At 63.5% G+C, this 18,865-nt stretch carries 18 protein-coding genes; 8 read left to right on the forward strand and 10 right to left on the reverse strand.

Annotated features, from left to right (window positions below; genetic code table 11):
* Nucleotides 1-223 precede the first annotated feature (223 nt).
* Nucleotides 224-2,404, forward strand: a complete 2,181-nt coding sequence (gene uvrB / locus CXR43_RS16580; protein ID WP_103336082.1) for an excinuclease ABC subunit UvrB — start codon at nt 224-226, stop codon at nt 2,402-2,404.
* Here uvrB and CXR43_RS16585 read toward each other — a convergent pair.
* Nucleotides 2,401-2,970, reverse strand: a complete 570-nt coding sequence (locus tag CXR43_RS16585; RefSeq protein ID WP_103336084.1) for an NYN domain-containing protein — start codon at nt 2,968-2,970, stop codon at nt 2,401-2,403. The two genes, uvrB and CXR43_RS16585, sit on opposite strands and share 4 nt — an antisense overlap.
* Before the next feature lie 122 nt (nt 2,971-3,092).
* Here CXR43_RS16585 and CXR43_RS16590 point away from each other — a divergent pair, with 122 nt between their 5' ends.
* Complete coding sequence (locus tag CXR43_RS16590; RefSeq protein ID WP_103336086.1) at nt 3,093-3,326, forward strand: hypothetical protein; 234 nt, start codon at nt 3,093-3,095, stop codon at nt 3,324-3,326.
* On the opposite strand, the gene parA is transcribed toward CXR43_RS16590, so the two are convergent.
* The 3 genes from parA to thyX all read right to left on the reverse strand — a co-directional run bounded on the left by parA (nt 3,317) and on the right by thyX (nt 5,691).
* Nucleotides 3,317-3,943, reverse strand: coding sequence for a ParA family partition ATPase (gene parA / locus CXR43_RS16595; protein ID WP_103336089.1), 627 nt, complete (start codon nt 3,941-3,943; stop codon nt 3,317-3,319). The two genes, CXR43_RS16590 and parA, sit on opposite strands and share 10 nt — an antisense overlap.
* 111 nt (nt 3,944-4,054) lie before the next feature.
* Nucleotides 4,055-4,540: a DUF4145 domain-containing protein gene (locus CXR43_RS16600; protein WP_146036546.1), complete on the reverse strand. Its 486-nt coding sequence runs from the start codon at nt 4,538-4,540 to the stop codon at nt 4,055-4,057.
* A 245-nt stretch (nt 4,541-4,785) separates the two neighbouring features.
* On the reverse strand, nt 4,786-5,691 hold the full coding sequence (gene thyX / locus CXR43_RS16605) for an FAD-dependent thymidylate synthase (RefSeq protein WP_103336095.1): 906 nt from the start codon (nt 5,689-5,691) through the stop codon (nt 4,786-4,788).
* 231 nt (nt 5,692-5,922) lie between these two features.
* Between thyX and CXR43_RS16610 the strand changes: the two genes are divergently transcribed.
* Nucleotides 5,923-6,351 (forward strand): VOC family protein, encoded by a 429-nt coding sequence (locus tag CXR43_RS16610; RefSeq protein ID WP_103336098.1) that lies wholly within the window; start codon nt 5,923-5,925, stop codon nt 6,349-6,351.
* Between the two features lie 121 nt (nt 6,352-6,472).
* On the opposite strand, the gene CXR43_RS16615 is transcribed toward CXR43_RS16610, so the two are convergent.
* The 5 genes from CXR43_RS16615 to CXR43_RS16635 form a co-directional block, all read right to left on the reverse strand.
* Entirely contained in the window at nt 6,473-7,003 is a 531-nt protein-coding gene (locus tag CXR43_RS16615; RefSeq protein WP_168219870.1) for a sarcosine oxidase subunit gamma, read from the reverse strand.
* On the reverse strand, nt 6,996-9,914 hold the full coding sequence (locus tag CXR43_RS16620; protein WP_103336103.1) for a sarcosine oxidase subunit alpha family protein: 2,919 nt from the start codon (nt 9,912-9,914) through the stop codon (nt 6,996-6,998). The genes CXR43_RS16615 and CXR43_RS16620 overlap by 8 nt, the downstream gene beginning before the upstream one ends.
* The gene (locus CXR43_RS16625; RefSeq protein ID WP_103336106.1) at nt 9,911-10,189 is read right to left on the reverse strand and encodes a sarcosine oxidase subunit delta; all 279 of its coding nucleotides are present in this window, start codon (nt 10,187-10,189) and stop codon (nt 9,911-9,913) included. The genes CXR43_RS16620 and CXR43_RS16625 overlap by 4 nt, the downstream gene beginning before the upstream one ends.
* A gap of 120 nt (nt 10,190-10,309) precedes the next feature.
* Nucleotides 10,310-11,560, reverse strand: a complete 1,251-nt coding sequence (locus CXR43_RS16630; protein WP_103336156.1) for a sarcosine oxidase subunit beta family protein — start codon at nt 11,558-11,560, stop codon at nt 10,310-10,312.
* Between the two features lie 116 nt (nt 11,561-11,676).
* The gene (locus tag CXR43_RS16635) at nt 11,677-13,107 is read right to left on the reverse strand and encodes a Glu/Leu/Phe/Val family dehydrogenase (RefSeq protein ID WP_103336109.1); all 1,431 of its coding nucleotides are present in this window, start codon (nt 13,105-13,107) and stop codon (nt 11,677-11,679) included.
* 367 nt (nt 13,108-13,474) lie between these two features.
* On the opposite strand from CXR43_RS16635, the gene CXR43_RS16640 reads away from it, so the two are divergent.
* From CXR43_RS16640 to CXR43_RS16650, 3 genes are read left to right on the forward strand one after another with little or no spacing between them, the layout of a single operon-like run.
* Complete coding sequence (locus tag CXR43_RS16640; protein WP_168219871.1) at nt 13,475-15,070, forward strand: pilus assembly protein TadG-related protein; 1,596 nt, start codon at nt 13,475-13,477, stop codon at nt 15,068-15,070.
* Nucleotides 15,067-15,603, forward strand: a complete 537-nt coding sequence (locus CXR43_RS16645; RefSeq protein WP_103336115.1) for a TadE/TadG family type IV pilus assembly protein — start codon at nt 15,067-15,069, stop codon at nt 15,601-15,603. The genes CXR43_RS16640 and CXR43_RS16645 overlap by 4 nt, the downstream gene beginning before the upstream one ends.
* Before the next feature lie 16 nt (nt 15,604-15,619).
* Entirely contained in the window at nt 15,620-16,219 is a 600-nt protein-coding gene (locus CXR43_RS16650) for a TadE/TadG family type IV pilus assembly protein (RefSeq protein ID WP_103336118.1), read from the forward strand.
* A 12-nt stretch (nt 16,220-16,231) separates the two neighbouring features.
* Here CXR43_RS16650 and CXR43_RS16655 read toward each other — a convergent pair whose 3' ends face one another.
* Nucleotides 16,232-16,726 (reverse strand): hypothetical protein, encoded by a 495-nt coding sequence (locus CXR43_RS16655; protein WP_103336121.1) that lies wholly within the window; start codon nt 16,724-16,726, stop codon nt 16,232-16,234.
* A 132-nt stretch (nt 16,727-16,858) separates the two neighbouring features.
* Between CXR43_RS16655 and CXR43_RS16660 the strand changes: the two genes are divergently transcribed.
* Nucleotides 16,859-17,170: a hypothetical protein gene (locus CXR43_RS16660; RefSeq protein WP_146036547.1), complete on the forward strand. Its 312-nt coding sequence runs from the start codon at nt 16,859-16,861 to the stop codon at nt 17,168-17,170.
* An 85-nt stretch (nt 17,171-17,255) separates the two neighbouring features.
* Nucleotides 17,256-18,566, forward strand: a complete 1,311-nt coding sequence (locus tag CXR43_RS16665; RefSeq protein WP_103336159.1) for a homoserine dehydrogenase — start codon at nt 17,256-17,258, stop codon at nt 18,564-18,566.
* Nucleotides 18,567-18,865: the final 299 nt, after the last annotated feature.

Below are 18,865 nucleotides of genomic sequence, written 5' to 3' on the forward strand. Positions count from 1 at the left end.
CCGACAGCTTCAGTCTACTGCTTGCAAAATCACCTTGCCAAAGCTGCGACCGTCTTTCAACCAAAAGATGAGTGTCTGCATCTTGTTTTTGCTAAAATTGAATCATTTATCTCAACCCTGCCGCAATTCGCCTTAATCTTCCGTTGCCCACCCCCCTTTCATGGGAACAAAAACGGAATACATTAGGCACGATAAAGACGTCGTCCTGAACGGAAAGCCACCCATGCCCCATAACAACGCCAATGCCCTGACCGAACGCCCTGAGGTGCTGACGCGGCCAAAGCTCGAAGGCGGGCGCAGGTTTGTGCTGTCCACACCGTTCCAGCCTGCGGGCGACCAGCCGAACGCGATTGCAGAGCTGTCTGCCGGCGTGCGGGCGGGCGAGCACAATCAGGTGCTTCTGGGGGCCACCGGCACCGGCAAGACCTTCACGATGGCCAAGATCATCGAGGAAACCCAGCGCCCCGCAATCATCCTGGCCCCAAACAAGACGCTGGCCGCGCAATTATACGGCGAATTCAAGGGGTTCTTTCCCGAAAACGCGGTGGAATACTTCGTCAGCTATTACGACTACTACCAGCCCGAAGCCTATGTCGCGCGGTCTGACACCTATATCGAGAAAGAAAGCCAGATCAACGAACAGATCGACCGGATGCGCCATTCGGCCACGCGGGCGCTTTTGGAGCGTGATGATGTGATCATCATCGCCTCGGTCTCGTGCATCTACGGCATCGGCTCCGTGGAAACCTATTCAGCGATGACGCAGGATCTGCTGGTGGGCCAGTCCTATGACCAGCGCAAGGTGATGGCCGAACTGGTGGCGCAACAATACCGCCGCAATGATCAGGCGTTCCAGCGCGGCAGCTTCCGGGTGCGCGGCGACAGTCTGGAAGTCTGGCCCGCCCACCTGGACGACCGGGCCTGGCGCTTCAGCTTTTTTGGCGAAGAGCTTGAGGCCATTGTGGAATTCGACCCGCTGACCGGGGCCAAGACTGACAGCTTCAAACAGATCCGCATCTATGCCAACAGCCATTACGTCACCCCGCGGCCGACGATGCAGCAGGCGGTGATTGGCATCAAAAAGGAATTGCGTCAGCGGCTTGATCAGCTGGTGGCCGAGGGCAAGCTGCTGGAAGCCCAACGGCTGGAGCAGCGCACCAGTTTCGATCTGGAGATGCTGGAAGCGACCGGCGTCTGCAATGGGATCGAGAACTATTCGCGCTACCTTACCGGTCGCGCCCCCGGCGAGCCGCCACCCACCCTGTTTGAATTCATCCCCGACAATGCCATCGTCTTTGCCGACGAATCCCATGTCTCGGTCCCGCAGATCGGCGGCATGTACAAGGGCGACTTCCGGCGCAAGATGACGCTGGCCGAACACGGCTTCCGCCTGCCGTCCTGCATGGACAACCGGCCGTTGAAGTTCGAAGAATGGGATGCGATGCGCCCGCAATCGGTCTTTGTCTCTGCCACCCCGGCGGCCTGGGAGCTGGAACAAGCGGGCGGCGTCTTCACCGAACAGGTGATCCGCCCGACCGGGCTGGTCGATCCGCAGGTCGAGATCCGCCCTGTCGAAATGCAGGTCGATGATCTGCTGGATGAAATCCGCAAGGTCGCGGCGCAGGATCTGCGGGTTCTGGTCACCACGCTGACCAAACGCATGGCCGAAGACCTGACCGAGTATTTCCACGAACAGGGCATCCGCATCCGCTACATGCACTCGGATATCGACACCATCGAACGCATTGAAATCCTGCGCGACCTGCGCCTTGGGGCCTTCGATGTGCTGGTCGGCATCAACCTGCTGCGCGAAGGGCTGGATATTCCCGAATGCGGGCTGGTGGCGATTCTGGACGCCGACAAGGAGGGCTTCCTGCGATCGGAAACCTCATTGATCCAGACCATCGGCCGCGCCGCGCGCAATGCCGATGGCCGCGTCATCATGTATGCCGACCGCGTCACCGGCAGTATGGAACGGGCCTTGCGCGAAACCAACCGCCGCCGTGACAAGCAGATTGCCTACAACCTTGAACACGGCATCACGCCGATGACGGTGAAGAAGAACGTCGAGGATGTGCTGCAAGGCCTGTGGCAGGGCGATACCGACATGGCCCGCGTCACCGCCAAGGTGGGCAAGCCCATGGTCGGCCAGAACCTCGCCGCCCATCTGGACGCTCTGCGCCTGCAGATGCGCAAGGCCGCCGAGAACCTGGAATTCGAGGAAGCCGCCCGCCTGCGCGATGAGGTCAAGCGGCTGGAAGCGGTGGAGCTTGCGGTGCATGACGACCCGCTGGCCCGGCAATCGGTGATCGAAGAGGCTGTCGACGAGGCCCAGAAAATGGCCGGCCGGTCCACCGCAGGCCGCCCCGGCCAGCGCGGCGGGGTGAAGCGGCGCAAACGCTAACGCGCCGTCTCCAACCACAGCGCCCCATCGCGGTAGCCGCCGCGCCGCACATGGCCCGGCTGCGCCACCTCGGGGAAATCGTTCACCCAATCGCGGAACCGGTCGTTGCTCAGCACCGGTGCGCCCAATTCGCGCGCGACGGTCAGAATCACCGGGTCCGCCGGTTCACCTTTTGGCACCACCAGCACCCGGTCGACGGGCAGGCCAAGCGCGCGGGCCAGCGGCCGGTCATCCAGATAGCGGCCCGTCAGCTTGTACCCGGCATTGGCATCGAACACCACGCCGGGCTGATAGCCCTGATCGGCCAGCACCCCCACCACCTCGCGCAGCGTCGCCAGCTGCGGCGTCGCGTCCTTCCAATGCATGATGTTGGACCCGTCCACCACAATGCTGCGCGGCGCAGGCTTTGGCGCCGCCTTTGGCTTGGCCCGCAGCATCAGGATCGCGGCAGCAAGGGCCGACAGCAGGGCCAGCAGCACCGGCGGGGCATCCCAGGCACCGGTCCGCCACAGGCCCGCCAAAGCCGCCAGCCAAGAGATCACAAAAAGCACAAAGGGCACACGCATGGTCGCAGCCTGACGCCCCGATCACGGCAGCACTTGGGCAGCAGCGGGCAGATTTCGCGGCAGGGGGGCTTGGATTGCGCGGGCGTAACCGCTACCTCCCTTCCAACACCGGAAGGGCGCGCATGAAAAAATTCCTCGACCCCAATCATCCGTTCTTTGCCAGGGCCTGGGTGCGCTGGGTTTCGGCGCTGGTGCCGGTGGCCTGGGCGTTTTTTGAATTCGTCAACGGCAGCACCGGCTGGGGCATGCTCTCGGCAGGGCTTGGGGCCTTTGCCTTCTGGATGCTGATCGTGCGCGGGCCGGATCAGCCCACGCGCGGAACCGGCACCGGGCCGGATGATCCGCCTCAGGCCTGAAGCCGCGCCATCACCTCGGTCGCCAGCGCCGCAATCTCACCCGATGCGGGGGATTTGCCCACTTCGGCCACGGCCAGCCCGTTGCCCATGGTTTCGGCATAGGCGACCCGCTGGCCCAGCCGCGCCTCTGCCACCTCGGCCAGATCGCCCGCGGCATTCGCCACCTCTTCGCCCAGCCGCGTGCCCGCCTTGCAGCGGTTGAGCACGATCATCACCGGCCGGCTTTCGCGCGCGGCAAGGTCGAGCACCCCATCGGTCGCCCAGAGATCGACATGGCTGGCCGAAACGGGGATCAGCACCAGCGTCGCCTCGCGAAGGGCAGGCCGCAGATCGGCGTCGATCTTGGGCGGCGTGTCGATGATCACGATGTCATGGGTTTTGCGCAGCTTTTCACACTCATAGCCCACGCCCCAGGCGCTTGCGGTCGACAGATCCATCCCCGGATCGCCCAGCCGCTCGCGCCGCGCCATGAACCAGCGGCCCAGACTGCCTTGCGGATCGGTGTCGAGCAACGCCACCGACACCCCCCGCCGCACCAGCTCCACCGCCAGATTGACCGAAAGCGTGGTCTTGCCCGACCCGCCCTTCTGCTGCGCAATCGTGATGACCTGACCCATGCGGACCCCCGTTTCTGCGTCGCAGCATAGGGCGATTCGGGGTGGGGGGATAGGGGGGAGGTAAGGGAGCGAGGTTACACCTACCGCCGCTACTGGCGGCCACATTTCTTGTCACAGTTTGCTTAAATCACCTACTGGGCGCTTATTATCATCTATAAGCGCCTGCATTTCGCTTATGGAGTTCGGCAACTCAAATAGATATGATACTATATACTTAGTTGCTTCGATTTGTTCCCTAACCAGTTCAGGGCTTGGATCGCCATCGTCGTTAAAGTGAGAACCCATGTTCCCGATGTCTTTCGCCAAAATAGCCAACTTTTTTAGAGGATCAGAAAAGTCAACATGCTGTACAGCTAAATTTATCAAAGCATGCAAGGTTTTTTGTTGATCACCATCACTCAAGGCTTTTCCATGGAGAGACTTTTTCAGAGACCCCTCCAGTGCTCTTCTTATTTGGTTTGACGACTCCCCGTAACGCCCCGCGTTAAAAGACTGAACAGCTTCTGAAAGAAGTTTATTTATCCTTTCGTCTATGGCGCTACTGCCTTCGTGCGGCATTATGTATTTTTCTGATACCCCCGTGGACAGAAGCAGCACAGCTCGTTTCTGATTTCCCTTTGGCGTCTTGGTGTCATACTTGAGTAAAAACTGAAAGACGACCTCGCATGATGGGCAAGTTCCAGAGGCTGTTCGTAAGAACGCGGCGGCATTTGTAGACGCGTTCTCCAATGCCACAACTGACCATGCGTCACACTCTTCACATTTCACGCGCACTCGATGTGGATACACGAAACCGGCAGCATCAGCCTCTAAGTTCCGCCAGTGGCTCTCAGGAATTATCCTCACCCCCAAACCCCCTCAAACTCCCGCCATTCCCCCTTGCTCATCCCGCTCTCAGCCTGCCCCACGACCTCGCCAGCCAGACGTCGCTTGAGCACCTCCACCGCCTTCGCGCTCAGCGTCACACCGCCCATCCGGTAATCCTCGAACGCGGCGAAGGCCAAAGGCACCCAGTCCTTCACGCAGGCCGCAATCGCCTCGGCGAACACCCGGATCTCATATTGCGCATGGGCATCCGCCCGCAGGCGCAGGAAGTGGAACAGGTTGTGCAGGTCGGTTTTCCAATACCATTGGGTATAGGTGTTCATCGGCAGGTTCATCCGCGCCAGTTCGCGCGCCAGCCCTTGCTGGCCGTCCTGGCTCAGCATCTGCTCATAGCTGTCAAACGCCTGCCCCGCGTCGCGCTTCAGGATCTCCAGCACCCGCGCGGCCTCTGCCCCCTCCAGCACAGCCCCCCGCCCCTGATTGTTGACCGTGCTTTGCGCGGCCAGCTGGTCGGGCGCGGGGATGTAGAATTCGCGGTCCAGAATCGAATAGCGGGCGGAGTATTCGTTGACGTTGGCGGTGCGGTGGCGGATCCACTGGCGGGCGACAAAGACCGGCAATTTGACGTGCAGCTTGATCTCGCACATCTCGAACGGGGTCGAATGCCAGTGCCGCATCAGATAGCGGATCAGCCCTTCATCATTCGACACATGTTTGGTGCCCGCGCCATAGCTGACGCGTGCCGCCTGCACGATGGCGGCATCATCGCCCATATAGTCGATGACGCGGATGAAACCGTGATCCAGCACTTCGTGCGCGCGGTAGAGATGCGCCTCCATCCCCTCGGACACCGCCCGCAGGGTCTGGCGGGGCGTGGCGCGCGCGGCGTCGATTTCAGCGATCTGGTCAGGGGACAGCGGCATGGGGGTGGCCTTTCGAATCCGGGCGTTCACAAGATGTGGGTCGTGTTGGCGCGCAGGATACGAGAGGTTGGGGAACCCTCGCAAGGGTGTGCGGGCCTTCCCGGTCACGCAGAGGCGCAGAAGCATGGATTCATTGACACAATGCTGCGCCAGGCCGGAGCTGCCCGCCCCCCCTCGCCTTTCCCGGCGCGGGCGCTAAGATAGGCGCAAACGCAAAAGGAGCATTTTACGATGGCACTGAAATATCTGCACACCATGGTCCGGGTCAAGGATCTGGAGGCATCGATGGCCTTCTACCGCCTGCTGGGGCTGGAAGAAACCCGCCGGAATGACAGCGAAAAGGGCCGGTTCTCGCTGATCTTCATGGCCCCCCCCGGCCAGCCGGACTGCCCGGTGGAGCTGACCTATAACTGGGATGGCGATGACGGCCTGCCCTCTGACAGCCGCCATTTCGGCCATCTGGCCTATGAGGTGGACGATATCTACGCCACCTGCGCCCATCTGCAGGCCAATGGCGTGGTCATCAACCGCCCCCCGCGCGATGGCCGCATGGCCTTTGTCCGCAGCCCCGACAATATCTCGATCGAGTTGCTGCAGAAGGGCGAGGCGCTGGCCCCGGCAGAGCCTTGGTCCAGCATGGAAAACACCGGCCATTGGTGAGCCCGGCAGCCCCCCGCGGGGGGCTGTCTGCCATCCGGGGGGGGGCTTTCAGACAGACCAGCAGGACAGACGCGCTGTTCCGTTTCGGTCTGGCAAAGACTCCCCGGCCCGGCGCAGCCGGTTACGGCGTCAGGGCCGCCCGTGCCGCCAGCTTCTCCATCGCCTCACCGATCTCATGCCAGGCCGTGCGCGCCATGGAGCGGAAGGTCAGCAGGGTGAATGCTCCCTCCCCCTCGGCGATCAGGACCAGCGGCAGGTGGTTCAGCGCCGTGCGCGCCGCCTGCCCCCGCGGCATGTCGCGCAGATCCAGAGGCACCAGACGCGCCAGCACCTGCACCGCCTGCGGCCCCGATAGGGTCAGCGCAACCCAGCCGTCAGACTGATCGGTGACCGCCGCCGGCAGGCCCTCGGGCGCGGCTTTGCCAAGCAGAAACGCCAGATCGCGCCCGGCCCAGACCAACCTTGCCTCCCCCGCCTCTGTCACGCAGTTCGGCGCGGGGAAGGTCAGGCCCAGCGCGGTGCCCACCGCCGCCGACTGGCCCGGAAACGGCGCAATGGCCGTGATCTGCGGCAAGGCTGCCTCGGCCAGAGTGGTGCCGGCATGCGTCAGCGGGGGCAGGCCCAGCGCGGGTTTGGCGATCAGGTCAGGCACGCAGCTTCTCTCCCTTCGGGTCATGAAACACCGGGTCGCTGACCCGGCACAGCACATCCACGCCGCGCAGCCGGTCCACCAGCCGCACCGTTTCACCATGCCGCGCACGGCCATTCTGCAAGAAGCCCAGCGCCAGATGGCTGTGCAGGGTCGGGGAATACCCCACCGATGTCACATAGCCCGCCGCGTGGTCGCGCGTCAGCTCGACCCCTTGCGCAAACAGATGCGCGCCCGCCGTCAGCACCGTATCGGTCAACGGCACCAAGCCGACCATCTGCTCACGCGCAGCCCCCAGCAGACCGGGGCGCGCAGCCGCCGCCTTGCCGATGCAGTCTTTCTTGCCGCTGATCATCTTTTCCATGCCGATGTCAAAGGCGGTGGTGCGACCGTGGATCTCGGCATGGGTGATGAACCCTTTCTCGATCCGCAGCACATTCAGCGCCTCCATCCCGTATAGCCCGCCGCCCATGGTTTCCGCCCGCGCCGTCAGGTCGCGGAACAGCGCCTCGCCATAGCGGGTGGGCACCGCCAGCTCATACCCCTCCTCGCCCGAGAACGAGATGCGGAACAGCCGCCCCGCCACCCCCTGCACCGTCACCGGCACGCAGCCCATGAACGGTAGGTCCGGCGCATGGCCAAGCGCGCTCGCCACCAGATCGCGCGCCAATGGCCCGGCCACCGCGAACTGCGCCCAGCTTTCCGTCACCGACACGAACCGCACCTGCCAGGCGGCACAAAACGCCTGATGCACAAAATCCAGATGCCGCATCACCAGCCCCGCGGCGGCGGTGGTGGTGGTCATCAACCAATGGTCCGGCCCCAGCCGCGCGCAGGTGCCGTCATCCAGCACATGGCCATCCTCGCGCAGCATCAGCCCATAACGAACCTTTCCCACCGGCAAGGTGGAAAACATGTTGGTATAGACAAAATCCAGGAACCGCCCCGCATCAGGCCCCTGAATGTCGATCTTCCCGAGGGTAGAAACATCCGTGACCCCAACCGCAGTCCGCACCATCCTGACCTCGCGGTCACAGGCCTCGCGCCAGGTCGTCTCGCCCGGCTTTGGGAAATAGCCGGGCCGGTACCACAGCCCCGCCTCGATCATCGGAGCCCCGCGGTCCCGGCTGGCCTGATCGCTGGTCAAAAAGCGTTGCGGAGCAAAACCTTCACCGCGCCCGCCGGCCCCCATCGCGGCAATCGACACCGGCGTATAGGGCGGGCGGAAGGTGGTGGTCCCGGTCTGCGCAATGGCCTGCCCGGTGGCATCGGCCAGCACCGCAAGCGCGGCCACGTTTGAGGTTTTGCCCTGATCTGGCGCCATGCCCTGCGTGGTGTAGCGCTTCATGTGCTCGACCGAGCGGAACCCCTCCTGTGCCGCCAGCCCCACATCCTTGACCGTCACATCATTGGCAAAATCCAGCCAGGCGCGGCCCTTGCCCGGCACCGCCCACAAGGGCGCAATGCGGTAGGGCGCATCTTCAGCTTGCGGCAGATCCACCGCCCCCGCCACCCGGCCCAGCGCCGCAAGGCTCGCCCGCGCCGCCTCTGCCCCCGCCGCCAGACAGCCATGGTTGGAAAACGTGCCATTGGCCGCCCCCGCCACCAGCATTCCCGGCACCGCGCCCTCCACCGGCACAAAGGCCGCAAGTTCGTCAGACCAACGCGGCCGCCCGTTCAGATGACAGGTCAGATGCAGGGTCGGGTTCCAGCCGCCTGAAACGCCAAGGCAATCGGTCTCCAGCCGGAACTCTCGGCCCCCAGACCGCACCGTGATCTCCCGCAGGCCCATCCGCCCGCGCGCGCGCACAACCTGCGCCCCCTTGTGCACAGTGACACCCGGCTCCTCCGGGGCATCCTCGCGCGGGTCGATGATCGCCGCCACCGTGACACCGGCCGCCATCAGGCTGCGCGCCACGCCGCGCAGACCATCATTATTGCCAAACAATGTCACGCGTTGTCCCGGCACCACACCATAGCGGTTCATGTAAGCAGGCAACGCAGAGGCCAGCATCACCCCGGGCCGGTCATTGTCCTCAAAGGCGATGTGCCGCTCCAAAGCCCCCGCCGTCAGGACCGACCGCTTCGCAACGATCCGCCAGAAACACTCCCGCGGCAGGTTGGGGCGCGGACGGCGGTGCAGCCCCACCCGCTCCAGTGCGCCAAAGGTGCCGTCATCATAGGCCCCCGTCACCGTGGTGCGTGTCATCAACCGCAGATTGGGCAGGCTGGCGAGTTCTGCCAGCACAGTCGCAACCCAGTCAGCCGCAGGCTGGTCGCCGATTTCAGCCGCATCCGACAACAATCGCCCGCCCGGCTCGGAGGACTCGTCCGCCAGAATGACATCCGCACCGACGCGCGCCGCCGTCAGCGCCGCCATCAGCCCCGCCGGTCCCGCGCCGATCACCAAAAGGTCGCAATGCGCCCAGGCCTTTTCATAGACACCTGCATCATGGCGCCCCGACAGGCTGCCAAGCCCCGCGGCACGCCGGATCAGTGGCTCATAGACGCCTTCCCAAAACCGGCGCGGCCACATGAAGGTCTTGTAATAGAACCCTGCCGACAGAAAGGGGGCTGCCAGATCATTCACCTCCAGCGCGTCAAAGCGCAAAGAGGGCCAGCGGTTCTGGCTGCGCGCCTCCAGCCCCTCGAACAGTTCCTGCACCGTCGCCCGGGTGTTCGGGGTCTGATTTGCAGGGCCGACAATCTCGACCAACGCATTTGGCTCTTCTGATCCGGCGGTCAAAATCCCGCGCGGGCGGTGGTATTTGAAGCTGCGGCCCACCACCCGCACATCATTGGCGATCAGCGCCGAGGCCAGGGTATCGCCCTTATACCCCGCATAGGCGCGGCCATCGAAGGTAAAGGTGACAGGCCGCGTCCGGTCGATCCGGCCCTTGCCGTCAATCCTCATGCCACACCCCCTGCGGTGCTGTCACCGCCCACAGTTTCCACGGCCAAAATCTCATGCGTCACCGTATTGCGGGTGACCTTCAGCCAGGAACAGCACCCCTGTTCATGATACCACAGATCCTGCGTTACCCCGGCCGGGTTGTCGCGGTTGTGCAGATGGTCATCCCATGCCTCGGGCGGGGCCTCCGCCCCCGGCCGGTCCAGAGCCACCGCCGCCCCCGAATAATAGAACTCCCGCCGGTCACGCGGTCCGCACAGCGGGCAGGTCAGGCGCATCTTGAACAACCTCTCTTTGTGGTCAGCGTCAAAAAGGGTGCGTCCCCCTTGGCCTGCGGTCTCAGCCCGGAGGCATCTAACGCCAGAGCAGGGGCATAAGCGGTCAGACCCATCACGCCCTCAATGCAGGTTATGCTGGCTGCCGGTGCCTTCTTCATCCAGAAGATGCCCGGTGGCAAAACGGTTCAGCCGGAACCTTGCGGCCACGGCATGGCTTTGCCCGGTGGCCATCAGATGCGCCATGCAAAAGCCGGATGCCGGCACCGCCTTGAACCCGCCATAGTTCCAGCCTGCGTCGATGAACAGCCCGTCCACCGGCGTGCGGTCGATGATCGGCGATCCGTCCGGCGTCATGTCCATGATCCCGCCCCAGGACCGCAGCACGCGGGCGCGGCCGATCATCGGCATCAGGGTCATCCCCGCCTCCATCACATGTTCCACCATCGGCAGGTTGCCGCGCGCCGCATAGGAGGCGTAGAAATCCAGATCACCGCCGAACACCAACCCGCCCTTGTCAGACTGGCTGATGTAGAAATGCCCCATGCCAAAGCTGATCACATGGTCGATCACCGGCTTCAGCCCCTCGGTCACAAAGGCCTGCAGCACATGGCTCTCAATCGGCAGGCGCAGCCCCGCCATCGCCGCCACCTGCCCGGACCGGCCCGCCACCACCATGCCCACCTTCTTGGCCCGGATCGCCCCGCGCGTGGTCTGCACCCCGGTCACGCGGCCGTCCTTGATGTCGATCCCGGTCACTTCGCAATTCTGGATCAGATCGACCCCGCGCCGATCCGCCGCGCGGGCATAGCCCCAGGCCACCGCATCATGCCGTGCCGTGCCGCCCCGCGGATGCAACAGCCCGCCATAGATCGGGAAACGGGTGTTGTCATAATCCAGATAGGGCAGCAGCTCGCGCACGCCCTCACGGTCCAGCAGCACGGCGTCATCGCCCTGATTGATCATCGCATTGCCGCGCCGGGCAAAGGCATCGCGCTGGCCGTCGGAATGGAACAGGTTGATCAGCCCGCGCTGGCTGTGCATCACGTTGTAATTCAGATCCGCCTCCAGCCCCTCCCACAGTTTCAGGGAATGGCTGTAGAATTCCGAGTTGCCCGGCAGAAAGTAATTCGCCCGCACAATCGTGGTGTTGCGGCCAATATTGCCCGACCCCAGATACCCCTTTTCCAGCACCGCGATATTGGTCAGCCCATGGTTTTTCGCCAGATAATAGGCGGTGGCCAGACCATGCCCGCCGCCGCCGATGATCAGCGCGTCATAGTCTGGCTTGGGCACCGGGTCGCGCCAGGCAGGCTGCCAACCGGTATTGCCGAACAGACCCTGAGCAAGCACCCTGAAACCGGAATAGCGCATGGCAGACCTTTCCCTGACCTGCGGCATTCAACCGGGTCGCGGGCAGATAAGCAAGGATCAGCCGCAAAGCCAATGCCATCCGCGACATCATCTGTCGCAGATGGCCCGCCAGGCGATTACAGCGCTTTTGACCGATAGGCCGTCGCCACCCGGCTGATCGACACGATATAGGCCGCTGTGCGCAGGTCATCGACATCGTCGCGTTCGTGCCAGACCTTTCGCATCGCCTGATAGGCGGTGCGCATGGTGTCATCCAGACCAGACCGCACCAAAGCAAGCTCATCCGAACCGGTCAGAAACTTCTCCTTGAAATCGGGGGACAGCGTCCAGCCCAAGCCCTGATCCGCCGACAACCGCTCCAGCTCTTCGACCAGAATGCGCGACCGCCCCTCTTCGGCGCGGCGCTGCATCCGGCCAAAGCGGATATGCGACAGGTTCTTGACCCATTCGAAATAGGACACCGTGACCCCACCCGCATTGGCATACATGTCGGGAATGATCACGACGCCCTTTTCACGCAAGATCTCATCCGCGCCAAAGGTGACCGGGCCATTTGCCGCCTCAACGATCAGGGGGGCCTGAATCCGGGCCGCATTGTCCTTGTGAATGACCCCCTCCATCGCAGCCGGGATCAGAATATCGCAGGCGGCTTCCAGCAAGGGCGTCCCATCATCCACAAAGGCTGCCGAAGGATAGCCCTTGATCGTGCCCTGCTTGACCATCCATTGCCGCACATCTTCGACATTCAGTCCGGTATCGCATTGCAGCGCGCCGTCGCGTTCAATGATGGCGGTGATGAGACAGCCATCTTCTTCCGACAGGAACTTGGCGGCGTGATACCCCACATTGCCCAGGCCTTGCACGATCACCCGCTTGCCATCCAGGCTGCCGCTCAGCCCGGCGCGTGCCGTGTCTTCGGGGTGCCGGAAGAACTCCTGCAAGGCATATTGCACACCGCGCCCCGTCGCCTCGACCCGGCCCTGAATCCCGCCGGCATGCGGCGGCTTGCCCGTCACACAGGCGTTGCCGTTGATGTCGGTGGTGTTCATCCGCTTGTACTGGTCGGCGATCCACGCCATTTCCCGCTCTCCCGTGCCCATATCGGGGGCGGGCACGTTCTGCGCCGGATGAATCAGATCGCGCTTGATCAGCTCATAGGCAAAGCGCCGGGTGATCAGCTCCAGCTCATGCTCATCCCAGGCGCGGGGGTCGATGCACAGCCCGCCCTTGGACCCGCCAAAGGGCGTTTCCACCAGCGCGCATTTATAGGTCATCAGCGCGGCCAGCGCCTCAACCTCGTTCTGGTTGACCGACAGCGCATAGCGGATGCCGCCCTTGACCGGCTCCATATGCTCGGAATGCACCGAGCGATAGCCGGTGAAGGTCTCGATCTTGCCACGCAGGCGCACGCCAAAGCGCACGGTATAGGTCGAATTGCAGACGCGGATTTTCTGCTCCAGCCCGGGGCTCAGATCCATCAGCCGCACCGCGCGGTTGAACATCAGATCCACAGAATCCCGAAAGCTCAGTTCGCCGTCTCTGGTCATGCCATCCCTCCTGTCAGGCCGGGTGCACAGTGCCGCACCCAAGGCCAACCTATCGGCAGTTTGTGAACAGTTCACCGCAAAACGACCGCGTCAGACAATGAAAAATCGAATCGATTCGCAGCGACATCGCGCTGGACGGCGAATCCAGCCCTGTGGCACATAGAAAATCGCCTTGGTCTGTTGCGATTCGCACGACAATTCCCCGCCATGGGCCCGATCGTTGCGCGCAAGCCCGGTACAGCAGCCTGTGCCGGGTCTGCGCCATAATTTCGCCGCGCTGTGTGCATCAAGTATCCCCAGATAACGCTGGCCAGACCTCCGTGGGGGCGGGGGCATGGCAATCAGGGACATTGAAATGGACCACGGAATGTTCAGTGCTGCAAAAACTCGCTCGCGCCAGGCTGTCACCCGTTTCATCCGGGATGAAGACGGGCATATCATCGCCTTCACCGTCGTCATGCTGACCTTGATGATGACGGTGGCAGGCATTGGCGTCGACATCATCCATTTTGAGACGGTCCGGACCAAGCAGCAGCAGACGCTGGACCGCGCCACGCTGGCCGCCGCGTCCCTGACCCAGGAACTGGACGCCGAAGACGTGGTGCGCGACTATTTCGCCAAAGCCGGATTGGCCGACAATCTCAAGCTGGTGCAATACGAACGCACCTTCAATGGCTCAACCGTCCGCGCGGAAGCGGAAACCGAACTCACGCCGATCTTCATGAACCTCTATGACCTGACCGACAGCACCAAGCTGCTTGCAGCCGGCGTGTCTCAGGCCGAACAGCGCATCAACAACATTGAAATCATGCTGGTTCTGGACGTGTCCGGCTCGATGAGCGGCACCAAGCTGACCAACCTGAAATCGGCGGCCAATGAATTCATCGATACGGTTCTGGATCAGGACTTCGAAAACCGCGTCTCGATCGGCATCGTGCCCTACAACGGTCAGGTGAACTTGCCGCAATACATGCAAAACATGTTCAACGCCCAGGATGATCACGGCGTCAACAATGTGAACTGCTTTGACCTGCCGGCCTCCACCTATAGCAGCCTGGGGCTGTCGCGCACCGCAGCCATGCCGGTGACCGCCCATGCCGATACATTCTCTTCGACCGCAGGTGGCTACATCTCGCCGACAGACAGCGATTATGCAGTGGTCGAGCCCGGAAATCGCTGGTGCCCGCCATCGACCGTAAACGTGATCCGCGCGCCGACCAACAACAAGGCGCAGCTCAAAAGCCATATCTCCAACCTGACGGCCATTGGCGCAACCTCGATCAATGCGGGGATGAAATGGGGCATGGCCCTGCTCGATCCTTCGGCAAACTCGCTCTACACCGGCATGGTCGCCGCCGGACAGACACCCTCTTATTTCGGCGACCGTCCCTTTGCCTATAACGCCGAAGACGCGATGAAAATCATCGTGCTGATGACCGATGGCGAGCATTTTGCCGAAGAGCGGGTGAATGCCGGTTACCGCTTTGGCGACGCGCCAATCTGGCGCGGTCGCGACGGGCGGTATTCGGTGTATCACAACCAGCCCGGATCAAACGATTTTTACTATCCGCATAACAATTCCTGGAATTCGCAACCCTATGACGGCTCGAACGCCGTGCGCCAGACCTGGCCGCAGATGTGGGAACGTGTCCGCCTGACCTGGGTCGCCTACCAGCTTTATGCGCGCCCGCTTGGCACCAACTATTCGGCGCAGGTGAACGCGATGCGCACCCAGACCCCCATCTCCACGATGAACAACCAGTTGCAGGCGGTCTGCGATCTGGCGAGCGCCCGCGACGTGCTGGTCTATGGCATCGCCTTCGAGGCCCCGACCAATGGCCGCACCGCCATCGCCAATTGTGCCAGCTCGCCCGCGCATTACTTCAACGCGCGCGGGCTGGAAATCCGGACCGCCTTCCGCTCCATCGCCACCAACATCAGCCAGTTGAAACTGACCCAATGATCCGTCGCATCCGCACCCTGTTCCGCCCCTTCCGCAAGGATGAGCGTGGCCTCGCCTCGGTGGAATTCGCGTTGTTTTTCCCGCTGTACCTTGGCCTGTTCTTCTGGGCGGCGGACCTGGGGATCATCACGATCAAATCGGTCATGCTCGACCACGCGCTGGACGTCTCGATGCGCGAATTGCGGCTGGGTCAGGTCGAAGACCCGACCGCTGACAAGCTCAAGGCTGCGATCTGTTCACGCGCCACCATCATCGGCAATTGCGAAGATCAGATGATGATCGAGCTTCAGCCGGTATCCACCGCCACCTGGGCCATGCCGCAGACCCCGGTGACCTGCGTCAACAACGACGAGGAAATCCAGCCCGTCGTCGCCTTCTCGCCGGGGCGTCAGCAGGAACTGATGCTGGTGCGCGCCTGCATCATCATCCCGGTCCTGCTGCCCGACGCCATGTTCGGACGCATGTTGACCAAGGACAGCACCGGCGGCATCGGCATCGCCGCCATCTCCAGCTTCGTCAACGAACCGTCCTGAGGACACCTGCAACATCATGAAACGCCCCGCATTCCTCAAACGCTTCCTGCCCCGGCTGCGCGGCTTTGCCCGCGACGAGCACGGTATCGCCTCGATGGAAATGATGCTGATGCTGCCGCTCTATCTGTTCTGCATCTTCGGCACCTTCACCTATTGGGACGCGTTCGACGTGTCCAACCGGTCGCAAAAGGCCGCCTATTCGGTCTCCGACCTGCTGACCCGCAACCAGGACATGCAAGGCGTGTCCGAGACCTATGTGAACGGCATGTTCACGACCATGCAATACATGATGGGTGACACGCTGCCGACCAGAACCCGCGTCACCAGCATCTTTTTCAGCGATACAGACGGCTATCGCGTGCTGTGGTCACGGTCCAGCGCCACCACCCTTCCGCGGCTGACCACCTCTTCGCTGGACATCATCCAGGACCATCTTCCGGTGATGTTTGACGGTGACGCCCTGATTGTGGTCGAGGCGATGGTGGACTTCGAACCGATGTTCAGCCTGACCAACTGGGCGATGCAGGCGCTGGATATGGACAGCGTCTATCAGGTTGTCGTGACCCGCCCCCGCTTCATGTCACGAATTTGCCTGCGCGGCGTTGCCTGCAGCTGACCGGCGCCTGCGTCACGGCCGGCCGGTGCGGATCATCTCTTCCAGCACCTCGGCCATATAGCGCGCCTCGTGCCGGTGGGTGACCCCGCCCACACCGACCGAACGGCCCAACCGCCACCACAGCCCCGGGGCCCAGCCGCGCGGGGCGGGTGCTGCCAGCAACAGGGTAAATCCCCCCGCCGGCTTGAAGGCAAACACCCCGCGACGGACCGCGCGGATCTGATCCACGCGCGTCAGCACCATCCCGTTGTGATCGATCAACGCCGTCCGGGTCAGACGCAAGCCTTGCCCGGTCGATTGCCACATCCGCACCGCAAGCCACAGACCGGCCAGCCCGAAGCCAAGCAGAAAAACGGTCCAGCCGATCTGCTCTGACGGACGGGCCATGGCCAGATAGACCATAAAGCCGCCCATCACCGCCAGAACGGTGACGCCCACCCCCCGGCGCGGCGGCGAAGGCCGCAACTCGGCAAGGACGGGCTGGGTCTGGGCACTCTGGTCAGGCATCGGCGGCTCCGGGGTTGGCACTCTGCCCCGCAGACTTAGACCAGCGCCGATCGTGGCGATAGGGGGTTACCGCCCGTCCTGTGCCGCCCCCCGCCCCTTGCCCCGTCCGCCGAACCTGCCTAGGGTCGGCGCATGGCCCCCCTCGGGCCGCCGATGGATGATCCGATGATACCGCCTGCCCCCCCGCGCCCCCGTCCCCTGCCCGCTCGGGTCAGGTCTCTGTTCGTTGCAGCCTTTGGCCTGGCACTATGCGCCTGCGCCCCCCTGCCCGGCATCGTGGCCCAGAGCAGCGCCCCAGCACCCGGCCCCGCCCCGGTTCTGGTGCCCCTCGACGGGGTCCTGGCACAGGCGGATGCGGTGGGCAGCGGTGCCGGTGCCGTCGCCCCGGTCGAGGCGCGCGCCAGCCGCCTGCGCGCCCGGGCCGCAGCCTTGCGCAGCGAATAACCCCCTTCCGACCGCACCCGCGCCGCGTTGCCTTGGCCCCGCAGTCAGGCTAAGACCGCAGCACATGCTGATGACGGAGTATCCCATGACCGCCCCCTCCAAGCCCGCCCCCCTGCGCATCGGTCTTGCCGGACTGGGCACCGTCGGCATCGGTGTGGTCAAGATCGTGCAGCGCCATGCCGATCTGATCGCGGCCCGCGCGGGTCGTCCGGTGGTGATCACGGCCGTCTCGGCCCGCGATCCGCAAAAGAACCGCGATGCCGACCTGTCCGACTACCCCTGGGAAACCGACCCGGTGGCCCTGGCCCAACGCGCGGATATCGACGTGTTTGTCGAGGTGATGGGCGGCCACGAAGGCCCGGCCCGTCTGGCGACCGAAGCCGCAATTGCATCGGGCAAGGATGTGGTCACCGCCAACAAGGCGCTGCTGGCCCATCACGGCCACGCGCTTGCCATGGCCGCCGAGGCGCAAGGCCGGGTGATCCGGTTCGAGGCCGCCGTGGCCGGCGGCATCCCGGTCATCAAGACCCTGACCGAAGGTCTGGCCGGCAATCAGATCACCCGCGTCATGGGCGTGATGAACGGCACCTGCAATTACATCCTCACCCGGATGCAGTCCTCTGGCCTGCCCTATGAAACGGTGTTCGAAGAGGCCCGCCAGCTTGGCTATCTGGAGGCTGACCCGAACCTCGATGTCGGCGGCATCGACGCGGGCCACAAACTGTCGCTGCTGGCCGCCATCGCCTTCGGCACCAAGGTCAGCTTTGACAAGGTGGAACTCGAAGGCATCGGCAATGTCTCGATCGAGGATATCACGCTCGCCGATGACATGGGCTATCACATCAAGCTGCTGGGCGTGGCGCAGATGACCGGGCGCGGTCTGGAACAGCGCATGACCCCCTGTCTTGTGCCCGCCGAAAGCCCGCTCGGCCAGTTGCAGGGCGGCACCAATATGGTGGTGCTCGAAGGCGATTCCGTCGGCCAGATCGTGATGCGCGGGGCCGGTGCAGGCGAAGGCCCGACCGCCAGCGCCGTGATGGCCGATGTCATCGACATCGCGCGCGGCACGCGGCTCTCGACCTTTGGCCGCCCGGCGTCCTCTCTGGCCGATCCGGTGGCGGCGAAATCCGCCACGCCTGCCCCCTATTACCTGCGCATGACCCTGCTCGACAAACCCGGTGCCCTGGCCAAGATCGCCACCGCTCTGGGCGAGGCCGGCATCTCCATCGACCAGATGCGCCAGCTGAACCAGCCGGACGCGGCCGATAACAAGGCCACCGTGCTGATCGTGACCCACAAGGCGCAGCCCGCCGATGTGGCCTTCGCGCTGGATCAGTTCGGTCCCACCGGCGTGCTGATCGGCGCCCCCGTGGCCATCCGCATCGAACAGGTCTGAACACCACACCAGACCAGACCAGACCAGACCAGACCCGCGGCCCATCCGCGCGGGCTGCGGCACTGCGCGCCTTCCTTCCTTATCTGTTGAAAACTATCCCGGGGGTAGTCCATTGGTTTCGCCATTGGGTCAAGACACCAATGGACTGGGGGGGGGCTGGCCCCCCGGTCGTGACAGTCCCGCAGGCAAACCTTTAACAAATCATGAATATCCAAAGCCAAGCCTTTGATTTCATGTCTCTTCAAAGCCTGTAACACAGGGGGAAGCCCTGGCCCGCCCCGCCTCGGCCCCCTCCCCCT

The sequence above is a fragment of the Pseudotabrizicola formosa genome, from assembly GCF_002900965.1.
In the GTDB taxonomy this organism is placed as follows: Bacteria; Pseudomonadota; Alphaproteobacteria; order Rhodobacterales; family Rhodobacteraceae; genus Pseudotabrizicola; species Pseudotabrizicola formosa.